Genomic DNA, 22,918 nt, shown 5'->3' with positions numbered 1-22,918 from the left:
AATCAGTAACATATCGAAAAGGAAGGTGACTGGCTAATTGCTTTTCACCTTTTTTCACTAAAAGCACACCACCAAGTAACCAATATCTTAAAAAAATACTTGGTGCTATTTTTTCTCCCTCAAAGGTAATTCCGGTTATATCTCAGAGTATAAGATTCAATATCTATACCCGTCATCTTTCAAGTTGCCTCTTTGTTGGCTGCACTCACTCACCCCGGTCACATCGTTCTCTATGCTCCCGGGGATTCGCTCCCTTGCCGTCGCGATCCATCTTGAAATCCATTGAGTATATACAGAAAAAAATCAAATCAAGTTCTAACTTTGACCTACCTCGACTAGAAATAACACAAATCCACACCTGAATATCTGCATGACAAACACCCAATTGTCGCTGACCAATCAGTATACAATTGGCAAATTGTGCTATGATCAAATTGACCTGATATATCAAACAAGCTCCCCAAAGCATACTGATGACAGGTAAAACATTAATAATAATTAAGATTTATGATTAATATTAACAAACACACCGAGGTAATATTATATGAACATCAGAAAAATACTGCTCACAATCATAGCATTGACTCTTACACCAACTGCCATTGCAAAACTCGATAGGATTGACGGTACCGTCGAAATGCTAAAAGCACCTAACACAAATGGGGATTGCTATGGAAAAATAGCGACTCCTACCCGTATCCAAGGATTTAGGTGGGTATGCACGATTAATGGCGGATCGACGCTATTATCATTGCTTCAAACAGCCTATACAAGCCATGAATCTATAACCATATCAGTCGATGGGATTGAAGAATATAGCCGTCTCTTTTGGGTTGAATTACATCATAAATGTTTAACAAACCCATCTGACTGCAATTATTGAATTACAATCTTCTCTCGTATTTACCAAGTAGATTACTTAATGGCCGCAATTTCAGTCGTCATGTTGAATAGGTTAAATAGGATATGTCACCTAGCGGCCAGTCATTCACATGTTACCGAATTCTCAAATAACAGCACAACAACATGAAAGAATTGTAATCCTGACATTGCTAATGCTTACCGATTTATTACATGCGATACATCAAAGGTTTCATCACACGATGCTTTAATAATTTAACAAATAGTTGGTAAGCCATTGACGCTAGAAAAAACTTATTTACACAGCACGGGCATTTTTACTTTAGTCACAACCAAAGGGAAATCTGGACAGAGAAAACTCACAGGATTCAATCTGACAGATATCTGTATAAACAATCAGTCACTGTCAGATTAAATTTGGGATATATATCACGTTGATAAGGAATGGAGGTTTTTCTCACCTAACCTATACCATCAGTTTGGCAGACTAAGCCATCATCGACCTGTCTTCCATCGCCTGACGCCATCCTCCTAACCAATGAGAACGGGCATCTAATGAATAATAGGGACAATGCTCCCTTGGACGCCCCAAAATACCTGCATGGTACCCTCTCGATAATGCTCGTGCTAAACGATCTCGTTTCTGTCTCTTCATGCTTTTATTTACCTCATAAGCTAGATCAGTAGAAAGAAAACAGTGGTCACCATTTATCCAACCACAATTTAGAAATACCCCTATAAATTTTGAAAATCAAGTCAAGAAATTCATATTAATGTAATATTTGTTATATCAGTACAAAAAAAACAATAACGTATTAATAATAAAGAGAAATTTTTATCCTATTGATAATACCAATTTTCTCCGAGTGCAAAAGTTTTACACTCGGAGAATGACAGAGGGTTACGGTTGGGAAATTAATTGACTGGCAATAGCTTGCGCCAACTGACTCCATCCTTTTGCCAATGTGCGGACTAAATCATCGTAACCATCTTCTTGCTGTTTTAGCACCAGATTAAAGGGCTGTTTAACGACATTCTCCTGATGCGTTAATGTCCAGTAACCTTGCAAAATCACCTTACCATCATAACGACCATGAAAACTGGTGACTGTCACGTCTAGTGTATCTGGCTTATTAACCAATGGTTGAGCAGAAACTAAACGCTGAGGCAATGCCATAGTTAACTCAGCTACCAGCACTTGCTGTAACTGTTGTTCAAGTGGACTTGCCCACAAGTGATTCGCCGCACTGACATAACTAACATCACTACTTTGATACACCACACCGGAGGAGGACAGATAATCGGACAACATAACCCGTTGTACCCATAATTGGCGATCATGCTGCACAATAGCACTCTTTTGTGATGCTATTGCTACTACCGGCAATTGATAGTAAGTTTTTTCTGGCTGACGGCTACAAGCAGAAATAAAAATCACTAAAATTAATGCCAATCTTCTCATCATTTTTTAGCCTTTTTCGGTTCTGGATCTTCAATTGGCTTAGACTCAAAAACTAACGCATTGCTCTTATTATTCAACGTCCTCAGAACAGGTCGCAGTTCACTCAACACTTGATCTAATCGCTGCATATTATCCAACATCTTGTTATAAGCCGGTGAACCAGGCTGGAAACCTTGCATACTGCGGCTAAACTCCTGCAATGTTTTCTGTATATCTTTTGGCAGATCTTTGGTTTCAGGATTCGCCAGCACCTTATTCAATTCATCAAGGGTCTGTTGTGCTTTTCTGATCGCTTTCTGGCTCTCTTCCAAAGTGCGAATAGCCTGATTAAACATTGGCTCAACCGGCATATTATTAATTTTGTCTAACGCTGCAATAACCTTATGTTGAATTTGAGCAAGGCCACCACTGATTGTCGGCAATAGCGGATAACCTGCAATTTCATACGGGCCGGCCCACCCTTTTTCATTTGGATAGAAATCCAAATCAATAAACAGTGCCCCTGTCAGCAAGTTACCTGACTTGAGGGACGCCCGCAGACCACGTTTAGTTATGCTATTCAGCTCTTTCTCAACATCAAACCCTTCTCCCAGCTCCTTCTCAAAGCGCTCCGGTTCAATGGAGATAAGTACTGGGATACGAAAATCGTTATCTAACCGCTGTCTCATTCCCTCTGAATAGAATGGTACTTTTGCCACAGTCCCCATACGGATACCACGGAACTCTACTGGCGCACCCGGCTGTAGCCCTCGAACAGAATCAGAGAAGAGCAACAGATAATCTTTATGTTCGGTATATAAAGAATCCTGAATGCTTCTTTGGTTGTCAAAAAGTTTGTAAGTGGCTTTTTCTTTAATTGGCTCACCCAATTCCCAACCCTTAGGCACATCAAAACTGACACCACCACCAAACAGCGTTGATAACGAAGCCATTTCAACACGTACCCCCTGAGAAGACATATCAAAGGTAATACCACTCTCTTTCCAAAAGCGGACATTGGTTGTCAACAAACCATCATAAGGTGCATTAATAAATAGCTGATATCTCATCAGATGAGATTTCGATTCAAACTCGCTGGTTTCAACAGAACCAACCCGATAACCACGAAACAACACCGGATCACCCGGATTGAGCTGACCCGCTTTATCACTGACCAAGATGACACGAATACCTTTTGCATCAGGTGAAGCCAATGGTGGTGAGTCCAACAAATTAAATTCATCTTCTTCATCACCATTCGTTCCCGGTTGAAGCTCAATAAAAGCCCCGGACAGAAGAGTACCAAGACCAGATATTCCATCACGGCCAATCTGCGGTTTCACTACCCAGAAAGCGCTGTCACTACGCAATAGATTTTCCATGCCATCATTCAGCCGAGCCTTAATAATAACTTGACTAAGATCATCACTCAGCATGACCCTCTCAACCACGCCGACATCCACACTACGGCTTTTAATTTTAGTTTTTCCAGCTTCAATGCCCTCCGCGTTGAAGGTAATCAACGTCACTTCCGGCCCTTGGTGGTTGAAATGGTAAAACAATATCCAAGCACCTATAAGCACTGTCACAATCGGTACAATCCAGACTGGCGACCAACTTTTAATTTTATCGATTTTAGCCTGACTCTGGTCTTCAACTTTATCCGTCACCTTGACACCCCTTCATTGCCTTATAACGAATGTTTAACGTTGGCCCTATCCCAAATTAAACGCGGATCAAATGTCATTGCCGCAAACATAGTCAGGATCACAACTAAAGTAAAAATAACTGCCCCCATAGCAGGGTAGACACTCATCAATTTCCCCATACGTACCAGTGATGACAATATTGCGATAACAAATACATCAATCATTGACCAACGGCCAACAAATTCGACAACTTCATAAATAAAATGCATTCGGGTGGAATCCCGTTTACCGTGACCTTTGGCATCCCAACACAACCAGCTAATTGCCAGCATTTTCAAGGATGGCACCATAATACTAGCAATAAAAATGACTAAAGCGACCGGGTATGAACCTACACTCCATAGTAATATCACTCCAGCCATAATAGTGGAGTTACTCCGATTACCTAACGATTCTGTCACCATCATTGGCATAATATTAGCAGGAATATACAGCATTAAAGCTGTCACTATCAGTGCCATTGTCCATTGTAGACTGTTGCGACGACGGGCATGCCCACGAGTATAACAACGTGTACATACCAATTGGTCTGCCGGTAAAATAGCCGTACAACACTGGCATAATCGAACACCCTGCACTAACCCCGATCTTCCTGCCTGTAACGGTATATTCACCCTAGGTGCGAGGGTTATCTGATTCCATAACCAGTGGCGATCCAGACATTGAAATGCTCTCACCTGGAGAAGACAGAACAGACAATATGGCAAAAAACTTAAACCTAACCCAATATCACCATAAGCCATTAACTTAACGAAGCTGACTAACACCCCTGCCAGAAAGATTTCAACCATACACCAGCTTTTCATCTGGAATAAGACCCTGGCCAACCAGACTTTTATCTTCTGAGAAGTAACAACACCCTGGCACAAGAGAATAACCGCTACCATACAAAACGCAGGCACCAGTTGAACACAGAGCAAAAAGAATGTTCCCACACTGACGTAATTTTCATTAAACATCACCTGAGGGATTTGAGATAAGGTAATTTCACTGCCAATTCCCGCCACACTCATGCTGACAAATGGAAACAGGCAAGCCATTAACAGCATAAATAATGCACTGACTGCATAACCTGTTGGCTGATGTTTAGGTTCTTTCCACCATGTGACTAATGTCGTCTTACAACGAGGACAAACTGCCTTCGTTCCCTGAACCCATTCTGGCAATGTCACCAGCAAATCACATTGAGGGCACAATACCATTTCATGATGATGGTTACCGGAACACAAGATCTTTCTCCCTGTTAAGGAAATCGGGAATATCCACAGAATCATACTCAGAACAATTTCGCAGTATGATTCTGCTAATTATGTTAACTATTAACTGTTTTCAATGTTTCCAATTCCTGCCAGCGATCAAAAGCCGCTTCTAATGCTTGCTCTTTTTGAGACAGTTCAGTCAATATTTTTTGGGTTATTACATGAGGCTGATTAAAAAATTCAGGATCACTCACTTGAGATTGTAACTGATCAAGCTCTTCTTCCAGTTTCTCCAACAATGATGGTAATTGCTCTAACTCTCGTAATAAATGGTAACTCATTTTGTTACGAGAATTTTTTGGCGGTTCCTTAATCTTTTCTACTTTAACTTCCGTTTGAAGTTTTTTCTTATTTTGCTGGCGCAACGATACAACCTGTTCGCGCTGTTGCTGAGCATCGTAATAACCACCAACATAATTATTGATCGCACCATTACCTTCAAAAATCCAACATTCTGTCACGGAGTTATCAACAAATTGACGATCATGACTCACCAGCAATACAGTACCTGTATAATTGTCTACCAGCTCCTCCAGCAACTCTAATGTTTCTACATCCAGATCGTTGGTTGGCTCATCAAGTACCAACAGATTACTGGGTTTCAGGAATAGACGCGCTAGTAACAATCGGTTCCTTTCACCACCAGAAAGCGCTTTAACCGGTGTCATTGCTCGTTTGGGATGAAACAGAAAATCCTGCAAATAACCCAGAACATGACGAGGACGACCATTCACCATCACTTCCTGTTTACCTCCAGCCAGGTTATCCATTACGGTTCTTTCCGGATCAAGTGCTATCCGATGCTGATCAAAATAAGCAATTTCTAGTTTAGTACCACAATGAACACGGCCACTCTCAGATTGCAGCTCACCTAACATCAGTTTCAGTAAAGTTGTTTTGCCACAACCATTTGGTCCTACCAGTGCAATCTTATCCCCACGCTGAATTTGCACACTGAAATTATTGACCAGTTTCCTTTCACCAATTTGATAGTTAACATTTTCCAACTCAAAGACAATTTTGCCGGAACGACTCGCTTCTCCCATCTGCATTTTAGCGGTTCCCATTACTTCACGGCGTTGTGAACGCTCAATACGTAATGCCTTCAATGCCCTGACACGCCCTTCATTACGAGTACGACGCGCTTTAATCCCCTGACGTATCCACACTTCTTCCTGAGCCAACTTACGATCAAATTCAGCATTTTGCATCTCTTCCACACGCAACGCGTCTTCTTTGCCTTCAAGAAACTTATCGTAATTACCCGGCCACGATACGAGCTTACCCCGATCCAAATCGACGATACGGGTTGCCATATTGCGAATAAATGAACGGTCATGAGAAATGAAAACAAGACTACCCTGAAAATCTTTCAGGAAATTCTCTAGCCATTCAATCGTATCAATATCCAAGTGGTTAGTTGGTTCATCAAGAAGCAAGACTTTTGGCAAACTAACCAACGCCCTTCCCAATGCGGCCTTACGCAACCAACCACCTGAAAGAGAAGAGAGCTTCGCTTCCGCAGGTAAAGAGAGCTGTTTCAATACGTCATTAATGCGGCTATCCAGTGACCATAACCCACGAATATCCAGCACCTCCTGCAATTCTGCCAGGCGGTTAAGATTTTTCTCATTTGGGTCCTGCTCCACCAAACGGGAGACCAGATGAAAAGATTTAATATATTCGGCCTGCTCCTGAACGCCTTCGGCAACAAAATCAAAAACCGTCCCTTCTATATTACGGGGGGGATCTTGTTGTAAGCGGGCGACAACCAGATCCTGTTCGTAAATAACCTGACCATCATCCAACGGCTGCTCTTTTGCTAATACCCGTAACAAAGTAGATTTTCCAGCACCGTTACGGCCAACCAGACAAACTCTTTCATTTTCTTCTATATGCAATTCTGCATTATCAAGTAATGGTGCATCACTGAACGACAACCACGCACCAGATACATTTATCAATGACATAGTAATTATTTTTCCTCACCAGCATGACGTAATAGCCAGCAGTTGTGAATCTGACGATTGCGGGCAAAATCCTGCGACTGGGTTTTACTGGTGATTTCTTCTGCCACCAAGCCAGCTTTTTCCAACTCAGCAAAATCCATTTTAAAACCACGTTTATTATTAGAGAACATCAGCGTTCCTCCACGACGCAACAAGCGCTTAAGCTGTCTCATCAACATGATATGGTCGCGTTGTACATCAAATGTATCTTCCATCCGTTTAGAATTAGAAAAAGTCGGCGGATCAATAAAAATCAAATCAAACTGTTCATTGGCCCGTGCCAACCAAGCGAGACAATCTGCCTGAATCAACCGATGCTGACGCCCGGTTAATTCATTAGCCTGTAAGTTCCGTTCAGCCCATTCAAGATAAGTGCGAGACATATCAACCGTCGTTGTTGAACGCGCGCCTCCTAATCCAGCATGTACCGTCGCTGCTCCGGTATAGGCAAACAGATTCAGAAAATCTTTTCCTTCACTCATTTCACCTAGCATTTTTCGTGCAATACGATGATCAAGGAACAAGCCAGTGTCCAAATAGTCAGTTAAATTGACCCAGAATTTTGCGTCATACTCATTTACCAGAAAGAATTCCTGTTTTTCTGCCATTTTTTCATACTGGCTTTTGCCTTTCTGACGCTGACGAGTTTTAAGTACTAATTGATTTGATGAGAGTCCAAGAATTTGCATCGTTGCACTGATAGCATCAAATAAACGCTGACGCGCTTTATTAGCATCAACACTTTTTGGCGGAGCATATTCCTGAATCACTACTTTATCCGCATAACGGTCAACAGCCACATTGTATTCTGGCAAATCAGCATCATACAGACGATAACAATTAATCCCTTGCTGTTTTGCCCAGTGAGTTAATTTCTTTTCATTTTTGCGCAGGCGGTTGGCATAATCTTCCGCCACATTCACCTCTGATGAGTGCGGTTTATCTGACAACTGATAATTTTTCTGTACGCAATCCAGTGGACCATTTTTAGCTTTAAACTCACGTTCAGCCCGTAATTGCAAGCAGCTCAGCAATTCAGGTGACGCACTAAATAGAGACAGACGCCAGCTAGGGAAACGGCTTTTCATTATCCGCCCAAACAAACTGTGTAGTGCAATCAATGCCGGCTCACTTTCCAAACGCTCACCATAAGGTGGATTACTTAATACTGTTCCAGCAGGGCCTTCTGGCAACGGATTTTCCAGACGACTGGCATCACCTTGCTGGAACGTTATCAACTGCGCAACCCCGGCTCTACGAGCATTTGACCGAGCCATATCCAGCACTCTGCGATCAATATCAGAACCAACAAAACGGGAAGCTGTCTCCTGAAGACCTTTACGAAAGCGGATCTGCGCTTCTGTGGTCACCTCACGCCAAATTTCTTCATCATGTTGCAACCAAGCAATAAAGCCCCAGTGGTTACGATGAAGCCCAGGAGCACGATCAGCCGCCATCATTGCGGCTTCAATCAATAATGTGCCAGAACCACACATAGGATCGACCATCGGAGTACCAATCTGCCAGCCTGAACGTAGAATAATCGCAGCAGCCAGATTTTCTTTCAGTGGGGCTTGACCAGCAAGATCGCGATAACCTCGGATATGCAAACCATCACCACTCAAATCCAATGCAACACTGGCTTTCTCTTTATTCAAAAAAACATTAATGCAAACATCCGGCTGTTGCTTTGCCACATTGGGGCGTTGATCCAACTTACGAGTAAAGCTATCGACAATGGCGTCTTTAACTTTGAGTGCGCCATATTGAGTATTCCGTATCTCTTCATTTGTGCCACTGAAATGCACAGAGAAAGTACTTTCTACAGAAAAAATCTGGCTCCAATCAATAGACTGAACGCCAAGATAGAGATCTAAATCGCTATAAACATTAAATTCGTTTAGCGGTAGCAAAATACGTGATGCCAGCCTGCTCCACATCAGACTTTTATACATCACTTTGCCATCACCTTGAAAATGAACTCCGCCTTGCACAATTTTGCATGATTGCGCACCCAGCATTTCCAGTTCGTTCTTCAATAATTCTTCTAATCCACGCGCCGTGCTGGCAAACAGAGAGTTCATGTTACATATCACCAAGAAAGAAAATTGTTACGCATTATAGCTAATCTAAGTGACATGTCATAAAGTTGCGCATGTAAAAAATGTTTCATGGAGATTAACAGATGATCACTCTGTCTCGCCTGTATACCCACCCGGTAAAGTCTATGCGTGGTTTACAACTTTCCCATGCATTAGTCAGTGAAAGCGGCCTTATATTTGATCGCAATTTTATGATCACAATGACAGACGGGACTTTTATTACCGCCCGTAAATATCCTCAGATGTTGTTATTTACTCCGGCTATGTTAAATAACGGTATTTATCTGCGTGCGCCCAATGGAGAAAATGCCACCGTACTTTACAGTGATTTCCTACCTGAACAGCAACCTACGGAAGTATGGGGCAACCATTTTACGGCTCTCATTGCACCAGAAACCGTTAACCGATGGCTAAGTAGTTTCTTTGACATTCCGGTGCAATTACGCTGGTTAAGCCATGAATTAACCCGCAGAGTAAAAAAACACCCCGAAATTCCATTATCATTTGCGGATGGTTATCCATTTCTTCTTATTAATGAAGCCTCATTTCATTTATTACAACAACGTTGCCCGGCCAGTATTAAATTAGAACAATTTCGTCCAAATATTGTTATTACCGGTGCAGAAGCATTTGCAGAAGACAGTTGGCAATCAATTCAGATTGGCGATGTTATTTTTGATTTACCCAAACCGTGTAGTCGCTGTATTCTGACCACCGTCAGCATTGATAAAGGCATTAAAAATCCTAACGGAGAGCCATTAGCGACATTGCAATCATTCCGTACAGCAGAAAATGGTGATGTCGATTTTGGTCAGAATCTCATTGCCCGTTCAAGTGGTATTATTAGAATCGGAGATAATGTCACTATATTAGCTAAAAAAGATCCGCGTAAATATGGCAGTAGTGAAAAAGTCGAAGATATTGATTTACCAAAAATAAATGAGCAATCTGTCACTATTGAATATAATGGAAAAACCTTTACAGGTAATAATCAACAAATCATTTTAGAACAACTGGAACAACAAAAAATTAGAGTACCCTATTCATGTCGGGCAGGAATATGTGGATGCTGTAAACTTTCTTTAATTAAGGGTGAGGTTTCTCCTTTAAAAGCCACGGCGATTAAAAACGACGGCCATATTTTAGTTTGCTGTTGTGTTCCAAAGAGCAACCTTATTCTTAATAATAGCGAAGAATAGATTTTTAAATTAGAATCAGACTAACGTGCCATAAGTTGGCACGTTGAACTCCAATTCCTCTCCCCTTCCTTCCCATTTTGGCGCTAACACCGCTTAAAAGGGAGAAGAAATCAATAAATTTTATAAATCAATCACAATGGTGATTATTATAACGAATTTATTATTACAATAATGAATTAATTATTACCATAATGAATTTATAACTACTGTCATAAAATGATTACACTCTAATCAGGAACTTAAGTCACTCAGACAAAACACCAAAGGAGTAAGTCATGGCACGTATCATCATTGCAGCGCTCGCAACCCCTGGACATGTCTATCCAATGTTAAAGATCGCTCAATCACTAATAGCACAAGGACATCAGGTAACCGTGTTTACCGGTGCATTATTTCGCCAACAGGTAGAAGCTTTAAGCGCACAATTTGTTCCTTTTGATCAACAGGTAGATTTTGACTACCGCCATTTAGAACAGCATTTTCCCGACCGTGCTCAACTTCCTCCGGGAAATGTACAAATGGCACTAGCATTCAAGAATTTCTTCTCCACCCCAATCCCAGTTCTTGACCGCCAATTACGGCAAATTATCCGTGAACAACAAGCAGATCTACTTATAGCCGAGAACTGCTTTTATGGCATATTATCCCTGCTGCAAGAAGAAAAAACCCATCGTCTTCCAGTGATAGTCATTGGTATAACACCTCTGGCTTACTCTTCGAAAGATTCAATTTTCTGGGGGCCACGTATCCCACCTGCGGTATTACCACCAGAATTGACACATGAACAGCTCGTCGATAAAGCCAACCAACAACTCATAGCCGAAGTGCAGGATAGTTTCAATAATTCATTAGTCCAGTCAGGAGGCTCTGCATTAACCAGACTTTTCAACGATGAAGTCATCTTTGGTGCTGATCGCTTTTTGCAACTCTCAACTCTGGCATTTGAATATCCACGAGAAGGATTGCCTGATACAGTCCATTTTATTGGGCCACTTCCTAACCCTGCACCAACCACAACATCACCTCAATTATGGGAAGAAGATGATCCACGTCCATTAGTTATAGTTACTCAGGGTACTATTTCCAATACCGATTTAAATCAGTTGATTCTCCCCACATTGCGTGCACTGACTACATTACCGGTACGTATATTGGCAACCACCGGTGGCAGATCGGTAGAAACACTGAGTAAAGATCTACCTGAAAACGTGCGCGTCGAAGAATTTATTTCATTTGAGCACTGGCTGCCGAAAGCTTCATTGCTGATATCCAACGGGGGCTACGGAACCATCAATTATGCTCTCAGCCACGGAACACCATTACTTATTGCCGATGCAGGAGAAGGCAAGCAGGAAGCAGCGTTTCGTGTTGTATGGGCTGGATGCGGTACTAATCTGGATACAGCACATCCCACTGAATCTCAACTTAAGCAAACAGTGGAAAATATGCTGAGTACAGACTTGTTTAAACAACGTGCGCAAATTGTCCAAAAAGATTACGCAAAACATGATGCATTAGCAGCCATATCCCGTCACGTAGAACAATTAATTCTCGAACAAAACCACATTAATTAAACCCTAGATACCTTCTTCTTTCCTCTCCGTTTTGGTGCTAACACAGACCGACAGGGAGAGGAAATCGGCATATTTCATTACATCATAAAAAATAAATCAAAGTGATTATTGTAATAATTAATTATTATTTCTGTAATTAATTTATAATAGTAGTCATAAAATAATCACCCCCTGAGTCAGGAGCTAACTAGCGTAATTAAATCAAAACAGTACAAAGGAGCAAATTATGGCACGAATTGTCATTGCCGCGGTTGCAACACCCGGGCATGTCTATCCGATGTTAAAGGTAACTCAATCACTGATAACACAAGGACATCAAGTAACTGTCTTCACTGGCGCATTATTTCGCCAACAAGTAGAAGCTTTAAACGCACAATTTATCCCTTTTGATGAGCAGATAGACTTTGATTACCGCCACTTAAAGCAACGTTTTCCTGACCGAGCGCACCTGCCGCCAGGAAATCTGCAAATGGCACTAGCGTTTAAAGATTTCTTCTGTAGCCCAATCCCATTCCTCGACCGCCAACTACAACAAATCATCCATGAGCAGCAAGCAGAATTACTGATAGCCGAGAATTGCTTTTATGGCATATTGCCACTACTGCAAAAAGAAAAAGCTCATCGCCTTCCCGTGATCATAATTGGCATAACGCCTCTGGCTTACTCTTCGAAAGATTCAATTTTCTGGGGGCCACGTATCCCACCCGCATTATTACCATCAGAATTGACACATGAACAACTCGTAGATGAGGAAACCCGACAACTAATAACCGAAGTACAGGATAGCTTCAACGATGCGTTAGCGCAGTCAGGATGCGCTACGTTAACTAGATTTTTCAACGATGAAGTCATTTTGGGCTCTGACCGCTTTTTGCAACTTTCAACCCTGGCATTTGAATACCCACGAGAAGGATTACCTAATACAGTCCATTTTATTGGCCCACTCCCCAACCCCGCACCGATAACAGAATCACCTCAATTATGGGAAGAAGGTGATCCACGCCCATTGGTTATAGTCACTCAAGGTACTATGTCTAATACCGATCTAAACCAGTTAGTTTTCCCCACATTGCGTGCACTGGCTACATTACCTGTGCGTGTATTAGCAACTACCGGTGGTAGATCAGTAGAAATACAGCCAGAGAACATCCCCGACAACGCACGTATCGAAGAATTTATCTCATTTGAGCACTGGCTACCAAAAGCTTCATTGCTAATATCCAACGGGGGTTACGGAACCATTAATTATGCCCTTAACCACGGTACACCAGTGCTCATTGCCGATACAGGAGAAGGCAAACAGGAAACAGCGTTTCGCGTCGTATGGGCTGGATGCGGTATTAATCTGGATACAGCACAACCTACTGAATCTCAGCTTAAGCAAACAGTGGAAAATATGCTACGTACAAACTTGTTTAAACAACGCGCACAAATCGTCCAAGACGATTACTCCAGTCACGACGCATTAGCGGCAATATCCCATCACGCAGAACAATTAATCTTCGAAAATCGTGCTAATTAACTTCATTATCTCTCCTCCCCATCTCGGAACTAATGTTATCCAGAGGGGAGGAAATTATAAAAGCGCTTCTTATCTATTTTTCATGCCTGCTTCAAATGAGTGAGCTGTAGCTATTACATATATACCCGTCATCTTTCAAGTTGCCTCTTTGTTGGCTGCACTCGCTCACCCCGGTCACATAGTTATCTATGCTCCCGGGGATTCACTCCCTTGCCGTCGCGATGCATCTTGAAATCCATAGGGTATAATAGGCAAATTTCTGTGATAATAGCCAACAGGAGATTTTAGAACACAAGAAAAGAGTGACTTACTCATAATCAGATGGGAAGATGTGAATGCGATAAAATTTCCTCAAATGATAAAGAACAATTTTCTTAATTAAAAACAGTGATTATCTTCTGACTTGTCGCTCTATTTTCAAAAAGTGTCTTTACTCTTGGAAATCACAGAACAATGGGATCTTAAACCCAAATCAAATCGCAGTGCCATAAATTGGCGTATAAATAGGTTCCACAAATGGCATCAATCGATCATTCATAATCTTAATTGGATCACAAAAATTCATTACCCGATCGGATAACTTTAATTGCGATTGAGCTAGCAGACAAAGGCTCGCACTATCCCCGACCTCTACTACTAAGAATATAGCATCTGTCCCGCAATCCTGGAGCCGTACCTGAATCAGCTCTCCTTGTACCGGCTTCTCTATCATGGCAAAACGAGAAAAATACCAGCTTCTTGGCATTTGTGGCTTAATAAAGCGGAACGCCACTAACGCATTAAGAACTAATTCAGCCCTGGACTCATCTGAAATATTAATTCGGCGTGTCTGCTCTTCAAAACAATAATAAAGCGTCGCATCTTCTACAGAAAATGAAGTTTCTCCCATTGCATAGGGTATCAGCATCTTAGCAGGAAAACAGGAACGAAAAACCATACCATTAGACAGATCGAGCATCACACGGTCATGGTCAGCATCAAAATACCAGCGCCATTGGTCATCGGGTTTAATATTCATGAATTATCCTTTTATACCCGTTATCTTTCAAGTTGCCTCTTTGTTGGCTGCACTCACTCACCCCGGTCACATAGTTACCTATGCTCCCGGGGATTCGCTCCCTTGTCGTCACGATGCACCTTGAAATCCATAGGGTATATACCAGGAAAGTTTACATCGCCAAACAGATTGTAAATAACTTGCCCGCTATTCAGTAAAATAAGTCCTGCCATAATTAAAAGATATGCGAAGATACAGATAAAATTTAGGCGATCAGAATGAATATAGACGAGTTGGGGGTAAAAATAAACCCCCAATGATAAATTAACAGAAAGATCTAGATATGATTGACGATATCTTTGATTAATTTTGGACCATAATAGATAAATCCAGAGAAAATCTGTATTAAAGAAGCCCCCGCCGCTATTTTTTCTCTGGCAGAGATAAGTGAATCTATTCCACCAACACCGATAACAGGAATTTTACCTCTTAATTCTTGAGAGAGCTGACGAATAACTTCTGTACTACGTAACTGAACCGGCCGACCACTTAACCCACCAGCTTGTTGGCAATAGTTAAGCCCTTCAACTAAGCTCTTATCTAACGTTGTATTAGTGGCAATAGCACCATCGATATTATGACGAATTAAACTATCTGCAATTTGAATCAACTCTTCTTCAGAAAGATCCGGTGCGATTTTCACCGCAACAGGGACATATTTTTGGTATTTTTGCTGAAGTTCACCCTGTTTATTTTTAATCGCAGATAATAGATCATCCAACGCTTCGCCATATTGCAGTGTTCTTAAGCCCGGAGTGTTGGGCGAAGAGATATTAATTGTGATATAACCAGCGTGAGGATAAACTTTATCCATACAGATTAAATAATCATCTTTTCCATGCTCTACTGGTGTATCTTTATTTTTGCCAATATTGATCCCAATAACTCCACCATATTTTGCCTTTTTGACATTCTCTACCAGGTTATCAACACCAAGATTATTGAAGCCCATACGGTTAATTAACCCTTCTGCTTCAACGATACGGAATAATCTCGGCTTATCATTTCCTGCCTGAGCGCGTGGGGTTACGGTGCCAATTTCAATAAAACCAAATCCCATTGCACCAAATGCATCAATACAATCGCCATCTTTATCAAGGCCCGCGGCCAGACCGAGGGGATTTTTAAATGACAGGCCCATACAAGTAACAGGCTTCGTCGCAACTGACTGGCGGATCAGAAACTCGAAAGGAGTACCGGTAATACGCTTGAGCTGGCGGAAGGTTAATTCGTGTGCTCGTTCCGGATCAAGCTGGAACAACGCTTTCCTGACTAGTGGGTAGCACATAATTCTAAACCCATTAATTAATTTATAAACATTAAACTACACATGTCTCTATACACACTCAGATACCATTTGAAGATTTTTGAGCTAAAAAACACTCATTTTTAATCCCCAAAAATATTTCGGCAAGTAGAGTAACCGAATGACATGGGCTGAATCTACAGAAATATGCTAATTAGAAGCAAATCTCTCCCAGATGTTGCGCGTGAGAGTCGGGAAAATGCATTGGTATAACAAGAATACACTAGTGACGACAATCGTTGACGTCTTTGCTCAAGATACTTTGCTTCCCTCGAACAACTCAAAGGAGAGCAAACCAATGGATGTTCTTTAATATCTTGAGCAATTTTCATACTATAAGTATCAAGCATCAACCAATAAAAATGTATTTCAATGCCGCAATAACAACAGCAATACCAACTGCTAATGTCAGTTTCTTAATCCAATCTAAATCTGTTTTTATAGTACCAATATCGGTTTTAATGCTCTCAGTAGCAACTGTTAGATCTGCTTTGGTGACAACGCTTATGTTTTGCAGTTCTGTAATAACTTCAACGATTTTTTCAGACTGCTCATCGTTAAAACCAGACGCTTTGAGTGCCTTAACTGCTGTATGTGTATCCATTGTAAGTAAAGCCATTCTTTTATCCTCTAAAGTTACTGGTTGACCACCCTTAAATTAACGATAATACCATAGAGACATAAAAATTAACCACATATCAGTTTTACCATAAGATACTGACCACTGCATTTTACTTCCAACCCAATGCTTGCAAGAAGAAATTTATTATCCAGAAGATAAATTGGAAAAAATATCGGGCTAAATAACCATAAGCCCGATAAATAAATAGCTATCAGCTTTCTAATGCCTTGGTAATTTTTTCAAACAGATCACCAGACAGATTTTCCAATCCTTTTAACTGCTCCAACGCACTACGCATCATGTTTTGACGTTTTTCATCATAACGTTTCAGACGAATCAGCGGTTCAATTAAACGGGAAGCAACCTGTGGGTTACGGCTGTTAAGATCAGTCAAAATTTCCATCAAGAATTGATAACCACTGCCATCTTCAGCATGGAATGCAACCGGATTGTTAACAAATGTCCCAATCAGAGCACGCACCCGGTTTGGGTTACTCATACTAAATGAACGATGATTCAGAAGATGGCGTACATTAGCCAAAACATCTACCGCCGGGCTACTTGCCTGTAAGCTGAACCATTTATCCATCACCAGGCCGTCCTGATACCATCTACCATCAAATTCCGCCATGAGTTGATCACAGCAAGGCAACTCTGCCAGCACCGCGCTAGATAATGCCGCCAGTGCATCAGTCATATTGTCAGATTGATGATATTGATTTGATACCACTTTATCAGCCTGCTCTTGATGACCAAAAGCCAAATAATATAGACAGATATTACGCAGAGAGCGCTTAGCAATATCCTGATGAGCGACGCGATATGCACCGATCTTGATAGCGTTATAAACCACCGCAAATTCATCAGCCATTTCCTGAGCCAAAGTACGGGTGATGGTATCCAAAACTTCATGAATCGCTTTAGGATCAATAATCGTAAACAGTTCTGCTATCTCACTCTCTGATGGTAAAGCCAGAATATGAGCAGCCAGAGCCGGATCAATCTCTTTATCCAATAACACCGCGCGGAAAGCATCCACCACATGCATTGGCAGTTCGATCGGCTGCTTCTGCTGGTAACGGATAATATTCAATTTGATATAGTTTGCCATCAACGACTGAGCCGCATCCCAACGTGAAAACGCATTGCGAGCATGTTTCATCAAGAATGCCAATTGCTGATCACTGAATGTGTAATCCAGTTTCACTGGTGCTGAGAATTCCCGCAATAAAGAGGGAACCGGCAGTGATGGCACATCATCAAATACAAACGTCTGTTCTGCATTAGTCACATTCAATACATTGTGAACCGGTTGACCATCATAACGTAACGGAATCACATGACCCTTGCTGTCATAAAGCTCAATATCCAGGGGAATATGCAGAGGCTGCTTCTCTTTTTGATCGGCGGTAGTGGGTGTCATCTGGCTGACATGCAACTTATATTGCTGCTTTTCTGTATTATATTCATCGCGGACTGTTAATACTGGTGTACCAGACTGGCTATACCAGCGACGGAAAAGTGACAAATCCACATTTGATGCATCTTCCATTGCCTGAACAAAATCATCACATGTTGCAGCACTACCATCATGACGATGGATATAAAGCTGCATCCCTGCCTGGAATTGCTCTTCACCTAGCAGGGTATGAATCATACGAATAACTTCCGCGCCCTTCTCATACACAGTCAGGGTATAGAAATTATTCATCTCAATCACTTTATCCGGGCGAATTGGATGGGCCATTGGACTGGCATCTTCCGCAAACTGTGCCGAACGCATAACACGCACATTATTAATACGATTAACAGAACGAAAGCCAAGATCAGAGCTAAATTCCTGATCACGGAATACCGTCAATCCCTCTTTTAAACTCAGTTGGAACCAATCGCGACAAGTAATGCGATTCCCGGTCCAGTTATGGAAATATTCGTGGCCGATCACAGCTTCTATATTAAGGTAATCTTTATCAGTCGCAGTTTCAGATTTTGCCAGCACATATTTGGAGTTAAAGACATTCAGCCCTTTATTCTCCATAGCGCCCATATTAAAGAAATCCACCGCAACAATCATATAAATATCGAGGTCATACTCAAGGCCAAAACGGGTTTCATCCCACTTCATAGCATTTTTCAGGGAGATCATTGCCCAATCAGCCCGATCGAGATTGCCACGATCAACAAACAGCTCCAATGCAACTTCACGGCCACTACGCGTCGTAAAAATATCGCGCAACACATCAAAATCACCTGCGACCAGAGCAAACAGATAACATGGTTTTGGGAATGGATCTTGCCATTTCACCCAATGACGTCCATCATCGGTTTCTCCCCGCTCAACCCGGTTACCGTTTGAAAGCAGATACGGATACTTGGCTTTATCGGCTGTGATACGTGTTGTAAAACGAGCCAATACATCAGGCCGATCGAGATAATAAGTAATGTGGCGAAACCCTTCTGCTTCACACTGAGTACAAAGTGCATCACCAGAAACATACAAGCCTTCCAGCGCCGTATTTTTCGATGGATGGATCTCATTGACAATTTTCAAAGTGAACTGAGCCGGCAACTGCTCAATGACTAACGCCCCCTCCTGTTCACGGTAATGCGCCCACGGTTGACCATTCACATGAAGACTTTTCAATATCAAATCTTCACCATCCAACACTAATGGCGTTATTTCGTGACTCAAACGTTTTATCTGGCTGATTGCAGTGATTTCCGTGTTATCGGCATCAAGATTAAAATCGAGTTCAATATCAGAAATCGTATAGTCGGGAGCGCGATAATCCCGGCGGTACTTAGCTTGTCGCTGTTGTGTCATAAGAAACCTTTTTGTTTCATACCTGATGGAATTAATTCAATACTAGACCTTACGCTGCCATAGAAAGAGGTTGAATTTCAAGAGTGAACAACGCACCTTCTGGCATTTAACATTCATTAAGAACGAGTATGATGTTATGTAAGGAATATGTTTACTCTTTGGTGCTTGTTATCACTTAATGATCAAATAACATGATAGCATTTAACCAAAGACCCTTTTTAGCTTCGATATTTTGGTGAACTATATGACGTTATGTGACTTCAATAACAAAATAATCCCGGTATACTCTTCCAACTTTATCGATTTAGCTAATACGAATACGCTCCGTGAGGATGCATAACGCGCTATGACACTAGACGCTACCCCAATTATTAAATCACTGCTTGATACTGATGCTTATAAACTTCATATGCAACAAGCAGTGTACCACCGCTACAGCCACATTCCTGTTGTTGCGGAGTTTCGCTGCCGCGGCGATGAACTGCTAGGTGAATATGCCACAGAATTACGTCATCAAGTTAATATGATGGCTGATCTGGCATTAACCGATGCTGAATTTAATTACCTTTCCAGTCTGCCTTTTTTCAAGGCTGATTATCTGGGCTGGTTAAAAACCTTTCGTTTTAATCCACAGCAAGTCAATATTTCTGTTACAAATGGCGGTCAATTAGCTATCCATATTTCAGGATTATGGCATGAAGTGATTATGTGGGAAGTCCCATTACTGGCGTTAATCAGTGAATTAATTCATCGTCATCACTTACCCGATAACGCAGTGGAAAATGCAGTCAACCAGCTACGCAAATTGATCAAACTGTTCTATCAACATGCTGAAAATAAAGGAATCGATCTCTCCAGTTTTAAACTGATGGATTTCGGTACACGCCGTCGTTTCTCACACCATGTTCAACACGCTATCGTCAGTGAGCTGCAACAGCATTTCCCTTATCTGATTGGCACTAGCAATTACCAACTTGCACAACAGCTTGGACTCCCTCCTGTTGGAACACAAGCGCATGAGTGGTTTCAAGCTCATCAGCAAATCAGCCCGGATCTGGCTAGCAGTCAACGAGAAGCATTACAGAGTTGGCTGAAAGAATATCCTAACCAATTAGGTATTGCCTTGACTGACTGCATTACAATGGACGCGTTTCTGCGGGACTTTGATGCCCAGTTTGCCAAAAATTATCAAGGCTTACGCCATGATTCGGGTGATCCCGTTCAATGGGGTGAAAAAGCGATCGCTCACTACCAAAAACTGGGTATCGACCCAATGACGAAGACCCTCGTGTTCTCTGACAGCCTGGACTTCCAAAAAGCGCTAGCGCTCTATCGTCATTTCCACAACAGAATAAACCTGATTTTCGGTATCGGTACACAGCTTACCTGCAATATCCCAGGGGTTAAGCCACTGAATATCGTCATCAAACTTATCGAGTGTAATGGCAAACCAGTCGCAAAGCTTTCAGACAGCCCTGGCAAAACCATTTGCGAAGATAACGAGTTTGTTAACAGGCTACGCGCCGCTTTTGATATACCCCAGGTTAAACAAGCTTGTTAACTCAAGTTTCATTAAAAAATACCACTGTGCTGCTGGCAAATAAGGCAGCAGCACATCTGAAAAGTGCGCTTTCCCCTCTATTTCACCGTTTAAATTGATGATTTCCCCTTGTTTCCTGAAACAGGGCAAGTAACATAGAATAAGTTGCCCCTTGTGGGGATATTCATTTTCATAAACTTGAACTGATAAAGAAGAGAGAAATCTATGAGCGTAGCGCCTGTAGTCGACGTACTGCAAGGCCGGGTTGCGGTTGATAGTGAAGTCACCGTTCGCGGCTGGATACGTACAAGGAGAGATTCTAAAGCTGGCATCTCTTTCCTCGCCGTCTATGACGGTTCCTGCTTTAATCCATTACAGGCCGTCGTTAATAATAATTTGCCCAATTATCAGGATGAAGTTCTGCATTTAACTACCGGTTGTTCTGTCGAAGTGACAGGAACAGTCGTTGCTTCCCTTGGTCAAGGGCAGAATTTTGAACTGCAAGCGACGAAAATCGTCGTGATCGGTATGGTTGAAGATCCTGATACCTATCCCATGGCCGCTAAACGCCACAGCATTGAATACCTGCGCGAAGTGGCTCACCTGCGTCCACGTACCAACCTGATTGGTGCCGTTGCTCGTATGCGCCATACCCTTGCTCAAGCGCTACACCGTTTCTTCCATGAAAATGGTTACTTCTGGGTTTCCACCCCATTGATAACAGCTGCTGATACAGAAGGTGCTGGCGAAATGTTCCGCGTTTCTACGCTGGATCTACAAAATCTGCCTTTAACTGACAAAGGTGAAGTGGATTTCAACCAAGATTTTTTCGGCCGCGAAGCTTTTCTGACCGTATCCGGACAATTGAACGGTGAGGCATACGCTTGTGCATTAAGCAAAGTTTACACATTCGGCCCGACTTTTCGTGCTGAAAACTCTAATACCAGCCGCCATCTGGCAGAATTCTGGATGCTTGAACCAGAAATCGCCTTCGCTAACCTCAATGATGCCGCCACATTAGCTGAAAATATGCTGAAATATGTTTTCAAAGCCGCATTGGCAGAGCGTGCTGATGATCTGCAATTCTTCGCTGAACGCGTAGATAAAGATGTTATCACCCGCCTGGAAAAATTTATCAATTCTGACTTTGCTCAGATTGATTACACCAGTGCCATTGAAATTCTGCAAAACTGCGGCCAGAAATTTGAAAATCCAGTCTTCTGGGGAGTTGACCTTTCTTCGGAACATGAACGTTATCTGGCAGAGAAACATTTCCAAGCTCCGGTTGTCGTGAAAAACTATCCAAAAGATATTAAAGCCTTCTATATGCGAATGAACGACGACGGTAAAACTGTCGCGGCAATGGACGTACTTGCACCAGGCATTGGCGAAATTATCGGTGGCTCACAGCGTGAAGAGCGTCTGGATATGCTGGATAAGCGTATGGAAGAGATGGGGCTTAATAAAGAAGATTACTGGTGGTACCGTGATCTGCGTCGTTATGGCACCGTACCTCACGCCGGGTTCGGGCTGGGCTTTGAACGCCTGGTTGCTTACGTGACTGGTGTACCAAATGTACGTGATGTCATCCCATTCCCACGCACACCAAGAAGCGCAAACTTCTAATGATTGCGTAAAACAAACATTAAAAAATCATTATGTATAAAGCCAGCAAAAGCTGGCTTTTTTTATGCTTCCAATTCAAGACACGATCAAAAATCCTATTTCATTTACATTTTGCAATATATTATTTTCACTTTATTACAAAAATCGTCACTTTGTATCAATTAAATGATAGATAAAATCCACAGCTAATGAAAAACTGTGCCCCGACTCGGACAGCACGATATTTTCATAAATAATTTCAACGAGTTTCTTAAAGGAATTATTTCT

Annotated in this window: 17 protein-coding genes; 6 read left to right on the top strand and 11 right to left on the bottom strand. The window is 41.9% G+C overall.

Annotation, left to right across the window (positions count from 1 at the left end; translation table 11 throughout):
• Positions 1-544 precede the first annotated feature (544 nt).
• Positions 545-883 carry a hypothetical protein gene (locus AAC155_RS15695; protein ID WP_113043243.1) on the top strand — a complete coding sequence of 113 codons (339 nt, stop codon included), beginning with the start codon at positions 545-547 and terminating at the stop codon, positions 881-883.
• Between the two features lie 465 nt (positions 884-1,348).
• On the opposite strand, the gene rmf is transcribed toward AAC155_RS15695, so the two are convergent.
• The 6 genes from rmf to rlmKL form a co-directional block, all read right to left on the bottom strand.
• Positions 1,349-1,516: a ribosome modulation factor gene (gene rmf, locus AAC155_RS15690; RefSeq protein WP_112876661.1), complete on the bottom strand. Its 168-nt coding sequence runs from the start codon at positions 1,514-1,516 to the stop codon at positions 1,349-1,351.
• Positions 1,517-1,762: 246 nt separating this feature from the next.
• Positions 1,763-2,326 carry a membrane integrity-associated transporter subunit PqiC gene (gene pqiC / locus AAC155_RS15685; protein ID WP_191214914.1) on the bottom strand — a complete coding sequence of 188 codons (564 nt, stop codon included), beginning with the start codon at positions 2,324-2,326 and terminating at the stop codon, positions 1,763-1,765.
• Positions 2,323-3,972: an intermembrane transport protein PqiB gene (gene pqiB, locus AAC155_RS15680; RefSeq protein WP_113043242.1), complete on the bottom strand. Its 1,650-nt coding sequence runs from the start codon at positions 3,970-3,972 to the stop codon at positions 2,323-2,325. The genes pqiC and pqiB overlap by 4 nt, the downstream gene beginning before the upstream one ends.
• A gap of 20 nt (positions 3,973-3,992) precedes the next feature.
• Entirely contained in the window at positions 3,993-5,240 is a 1,248-nt protein-coding gene (gene pqiA / locus AAC155_RS15675) for a membrane integrity-associated transporter subunit PqiA (protein WP_113043241.1), read from the bottom strand.
• Positions 5,241-5,323: 83 nt separating this feature from the next.
• Positions 5,324-7,240, bottom strand: a complete 1,917-nt coding sequence (locus AAC155_RS15670; RefSeq protein ID WP_113043240.1) for an ABC transporter ATP-binding protein — start codon at positions 7,238-7,240, stop codon at positions 5,324-5,326.
• A gap of 5 nt (positions 7,241-7,245) precedes the next feature.
• The gene (gene rlmKL, locus AAC155_RS15665) at positions 7,246-9,363 is read right to left on the bottom strand and encodes a bifunctional 23S rRNA (guanine(2069)-N(7))-methyltransferase RlmK/23S rRNA (guanine(2445)-N(2))-methyltransferase RlmL (protein WP_113043239.1); all 2,118 of its coding nucleotides are present in this window, start codon (positions 9,361-9,363) and stop codon (positions 7,246-7,248) included.
• Positions 9,364-9,464: 101 nt separating this feature from the next.
• Between rlmKL and AAC155_RS15660 the strand changes: the two genes are divergently transcribed.
• The 3 genes from AAC155_RS15660 (at position 9,465) to AAC155_RS15650 (ending at position 13,676) form a co-directional block, all read left to right on the top strand.
• Positions 9,465-10,580, top strand: coding sequence for a YcbX family protein (locus tag AAC155_RS15660; protein WP_113043238.1), 1,116 nt, complete (start codon positions 9,465-9,467; stop codon positions 10,578-10,580).
• Between the two features lie 275 nt (positions 10,581-10,855).
• Positions 10,856-12,154 (top strand): glycosyltransferase, encoded by a 1,299-nt coding sequence (locus tag AAC155_RS15655; RefSeq protein ID WP_113043237.1) that lies wholly within the window; start codon positions 10,856-10,858, stop codon positions 12,152-12,154.
• A 226-nt stretch (positions 12,155-12,380) separates the two neighbouring features.
• Positions 12,381-13,676: a glycosyltransferase gene (locus AAC155_RS15650; protein WP_113043236.1), complete on the top strand. Its 1,296-nt coding sequence runs from the start codon at positions 12,381-12,383 to the stop codon at positions 13,674-13,676.
• 472 nt (positions 13,677-14,148) lie between these two features.
• Here the strand turns inward: AAC155_RS15650 and AAC155_RS15645 are convergent, their stop codons facing one another.
• From AAC155_RS15645 to pepN, 5 genes are all read right to left on the bottom strand, one after another.
• Positions 14,149-14,694, bottom strand: a complete 546-nt coding sequence (locus tag AAC155_RS15645; RefSeq protein ID WP_113043235.1) for a cell division protein ZapC — start codon at positions 14,692-14,694, stop codon at positions 14,149-14,151.
• On the bottom strand, positions 14,684-14,806 hold the full coding sequence (locus AAC155_RS15640) for a hypothetical protein (protein WP_262405170.1): 123 nt from the start codon (positions 14,804-14,806) through the stop codon (positions 14,684-14,686). Before AAC155_RS15640 ends, AAC155_RS15645 begins: the two co-directional genes overlap by 11 nt.
• A 204-nt stretch (positions 14,807-15,010) precedes the next feature.
• On the bottom strand, positions 15,011-16,021 hold the full coding sequence (gene pyrD / locus AAC155_RS15635) for a quinone-dependent dihydroorotate dehydrogenase (RefSeq protein WP_113043234.1): 1,011 nt from the start codon (positions 16,019-16,021) through the stop codon (positions 15,011-15,013).
• A 367-nt stretch (positions 16,022-16,388) separates the two neighbouring features.
• A complete protein-coding gene (locus AAC155_RS15630) occupies positions 16,389-16,658 on the bottom strand; it encodes a DUF1640 domain-containing protein (protein ID WP_046396460.1) in 270 nt (89 codons plus the stop codon).
• Positions 16,659-16,872: 214 nt separating this feature from the next.
• The gene (pepN, locus tag AAC155_RS15625) at positions 16,873-19,485 is read right to left on the bottom strand and encodes an aminopeptidase N (protein WP_113043233.1); all 2,613 of its coding nucleotides are present in this window, start codon (positions 19,483-19,485) and stop codon (positions 16,873-16,875) included.
• Between the two features lie 346 nt (positions 19,486-19,831).
• Here pepN and pncB point away from each other — a divergent pair, with 346 nt between their 5' ends.
• Positions 19,832-21,046 carry a nicotinate phosphoribosyltransferase gene (pncB, locus tag AAC155_RS15620; protein ID WP_113043232.1) on the top strand — a complete coding sequence of 405 codons (1,215 nt, stop codon included), beginning with the start codon at positions 19,832-19,834 and terminating at the stop codon, positions 21,044-21,046.
• A gap of 204 nt (positions 21,047-21,250) precedes the next feature.
• Complete coding sequence (asnS, locus tag AAC155_RS15615) at positions 21,251-22,651, top strand: asparagine--tRNA ligase (protein WP_113043231.1); 1,401 nt, start codon at positions 21,251-21,253, stop codon at positions 22,649-22,651.
• Positions 22,652-22,918 lie beyond the last annotated feature (267 nt).

Origin of the sequence: Photorhabdus sp. HUG-39, assembly GCF_963878365.1 — a bacterium.
Taxonomy (GTDB): domain Bacteria; phylum Pseudomonadota; class Gammaproteobacteria; order Enterobacterales; family Enterobacteriaceae; genus Photorhabdus; species Photorhabdus kayaii.
Note: the sequence above shows the minus strand (reverse complement) of the source record. Positions and strands in the feature narration are given on the sequence as shown.

Coding starts and splice junctions, on each gene's coding strand:
- asnS (WP_113043231.1), top strand. CDS start 21,251: ATGAGCGTAGCGCCTGTAGTCGACGTACTGCAAGGCCGGGTTGCGGTT.
- pepN (WP_113043233.1), bottom strand. CDS start 19,485: ATGACACAACAGCGACAAGCTAAGTACCGCCGGGATTATCGCGCTCCC.
- AAC155_RS15645 (WP_113043235.1), bottom strand. CDS start 14,694: ATGAATATTAAACCCGATGACCAATGGCGCTGGTATTTTGATGCTGAC.
- pncB (WP_113043232.1), top strand. CDS start 19,832: ATGACACTAGACGCTACCCCAATTATTAAATCACTGCTTGATACTGAT.
- AAC155_RS15630 (WP_046396460.1), bottom strand. CDS start 16,658: ATGGCTTTACTTACAATGGATACACATACAGCAGTTAAGGCACTCAAA.
- AAC155_RS15650 (WP_113043236.1), top strand. CDS start 12,381: ATGGCACGAATTGTCATTGCCGCGGTTGCAACACCCGGGCATGTCTAT.
- pqiC (WP_191214914.1), bottom strand. CDS start 2,326: ATGATGAGAAGATTGGCATTAATTTTAGTGATTTTTATTTCTGCTTGT.
- AAC155_RS15655 (WP_113043237.1), top strand. CDS start 10,856: ATGGCACGTATCATCATTGCAGCGCTCGCAACCCCTGGACATGTCTAT.
- pyrD (WP_113043234.1), bottom strand. CDS start 16,021: ATGTGCTACCCACTAGTCAGGAAAGCGTTGTTCCAGCTTGATCCGGAA.
- AAC155_RS15670 (WP_113043240.1), bottom strand. CDS start 7,240: ATGTCATTGATAAATGTATCTGGTGCGTGGTTGTCGTTCAGTGATGCA.
- rlmKL (WP_113043239.1), bottom strand. CDS start 9,363: ATGAACTCTCTGTTTGCCAGCACGGCGCGTGGATTAGAAGAATTATTG.
- rmf (WP_112876661.1), bottom strand. CDS start 1,516: ATGAAGAGACAGAAACGAGATCGTTTAGCACGAGCATTATCGAGAGGG.
- AAC155_RS15695 (WP_113043243.1), top strand. CDS start 545: ATGAACATCAGAAAAATACTGCTCACAATCATAGCATTGACTCTTACA.
- AAC155_RS15660 (WP_113043238.1), top strand. CDS start 9,465: ATGATCACTCTGTCTCGCCTGTATACCCACCCGGTAAAGTCTATGCGT.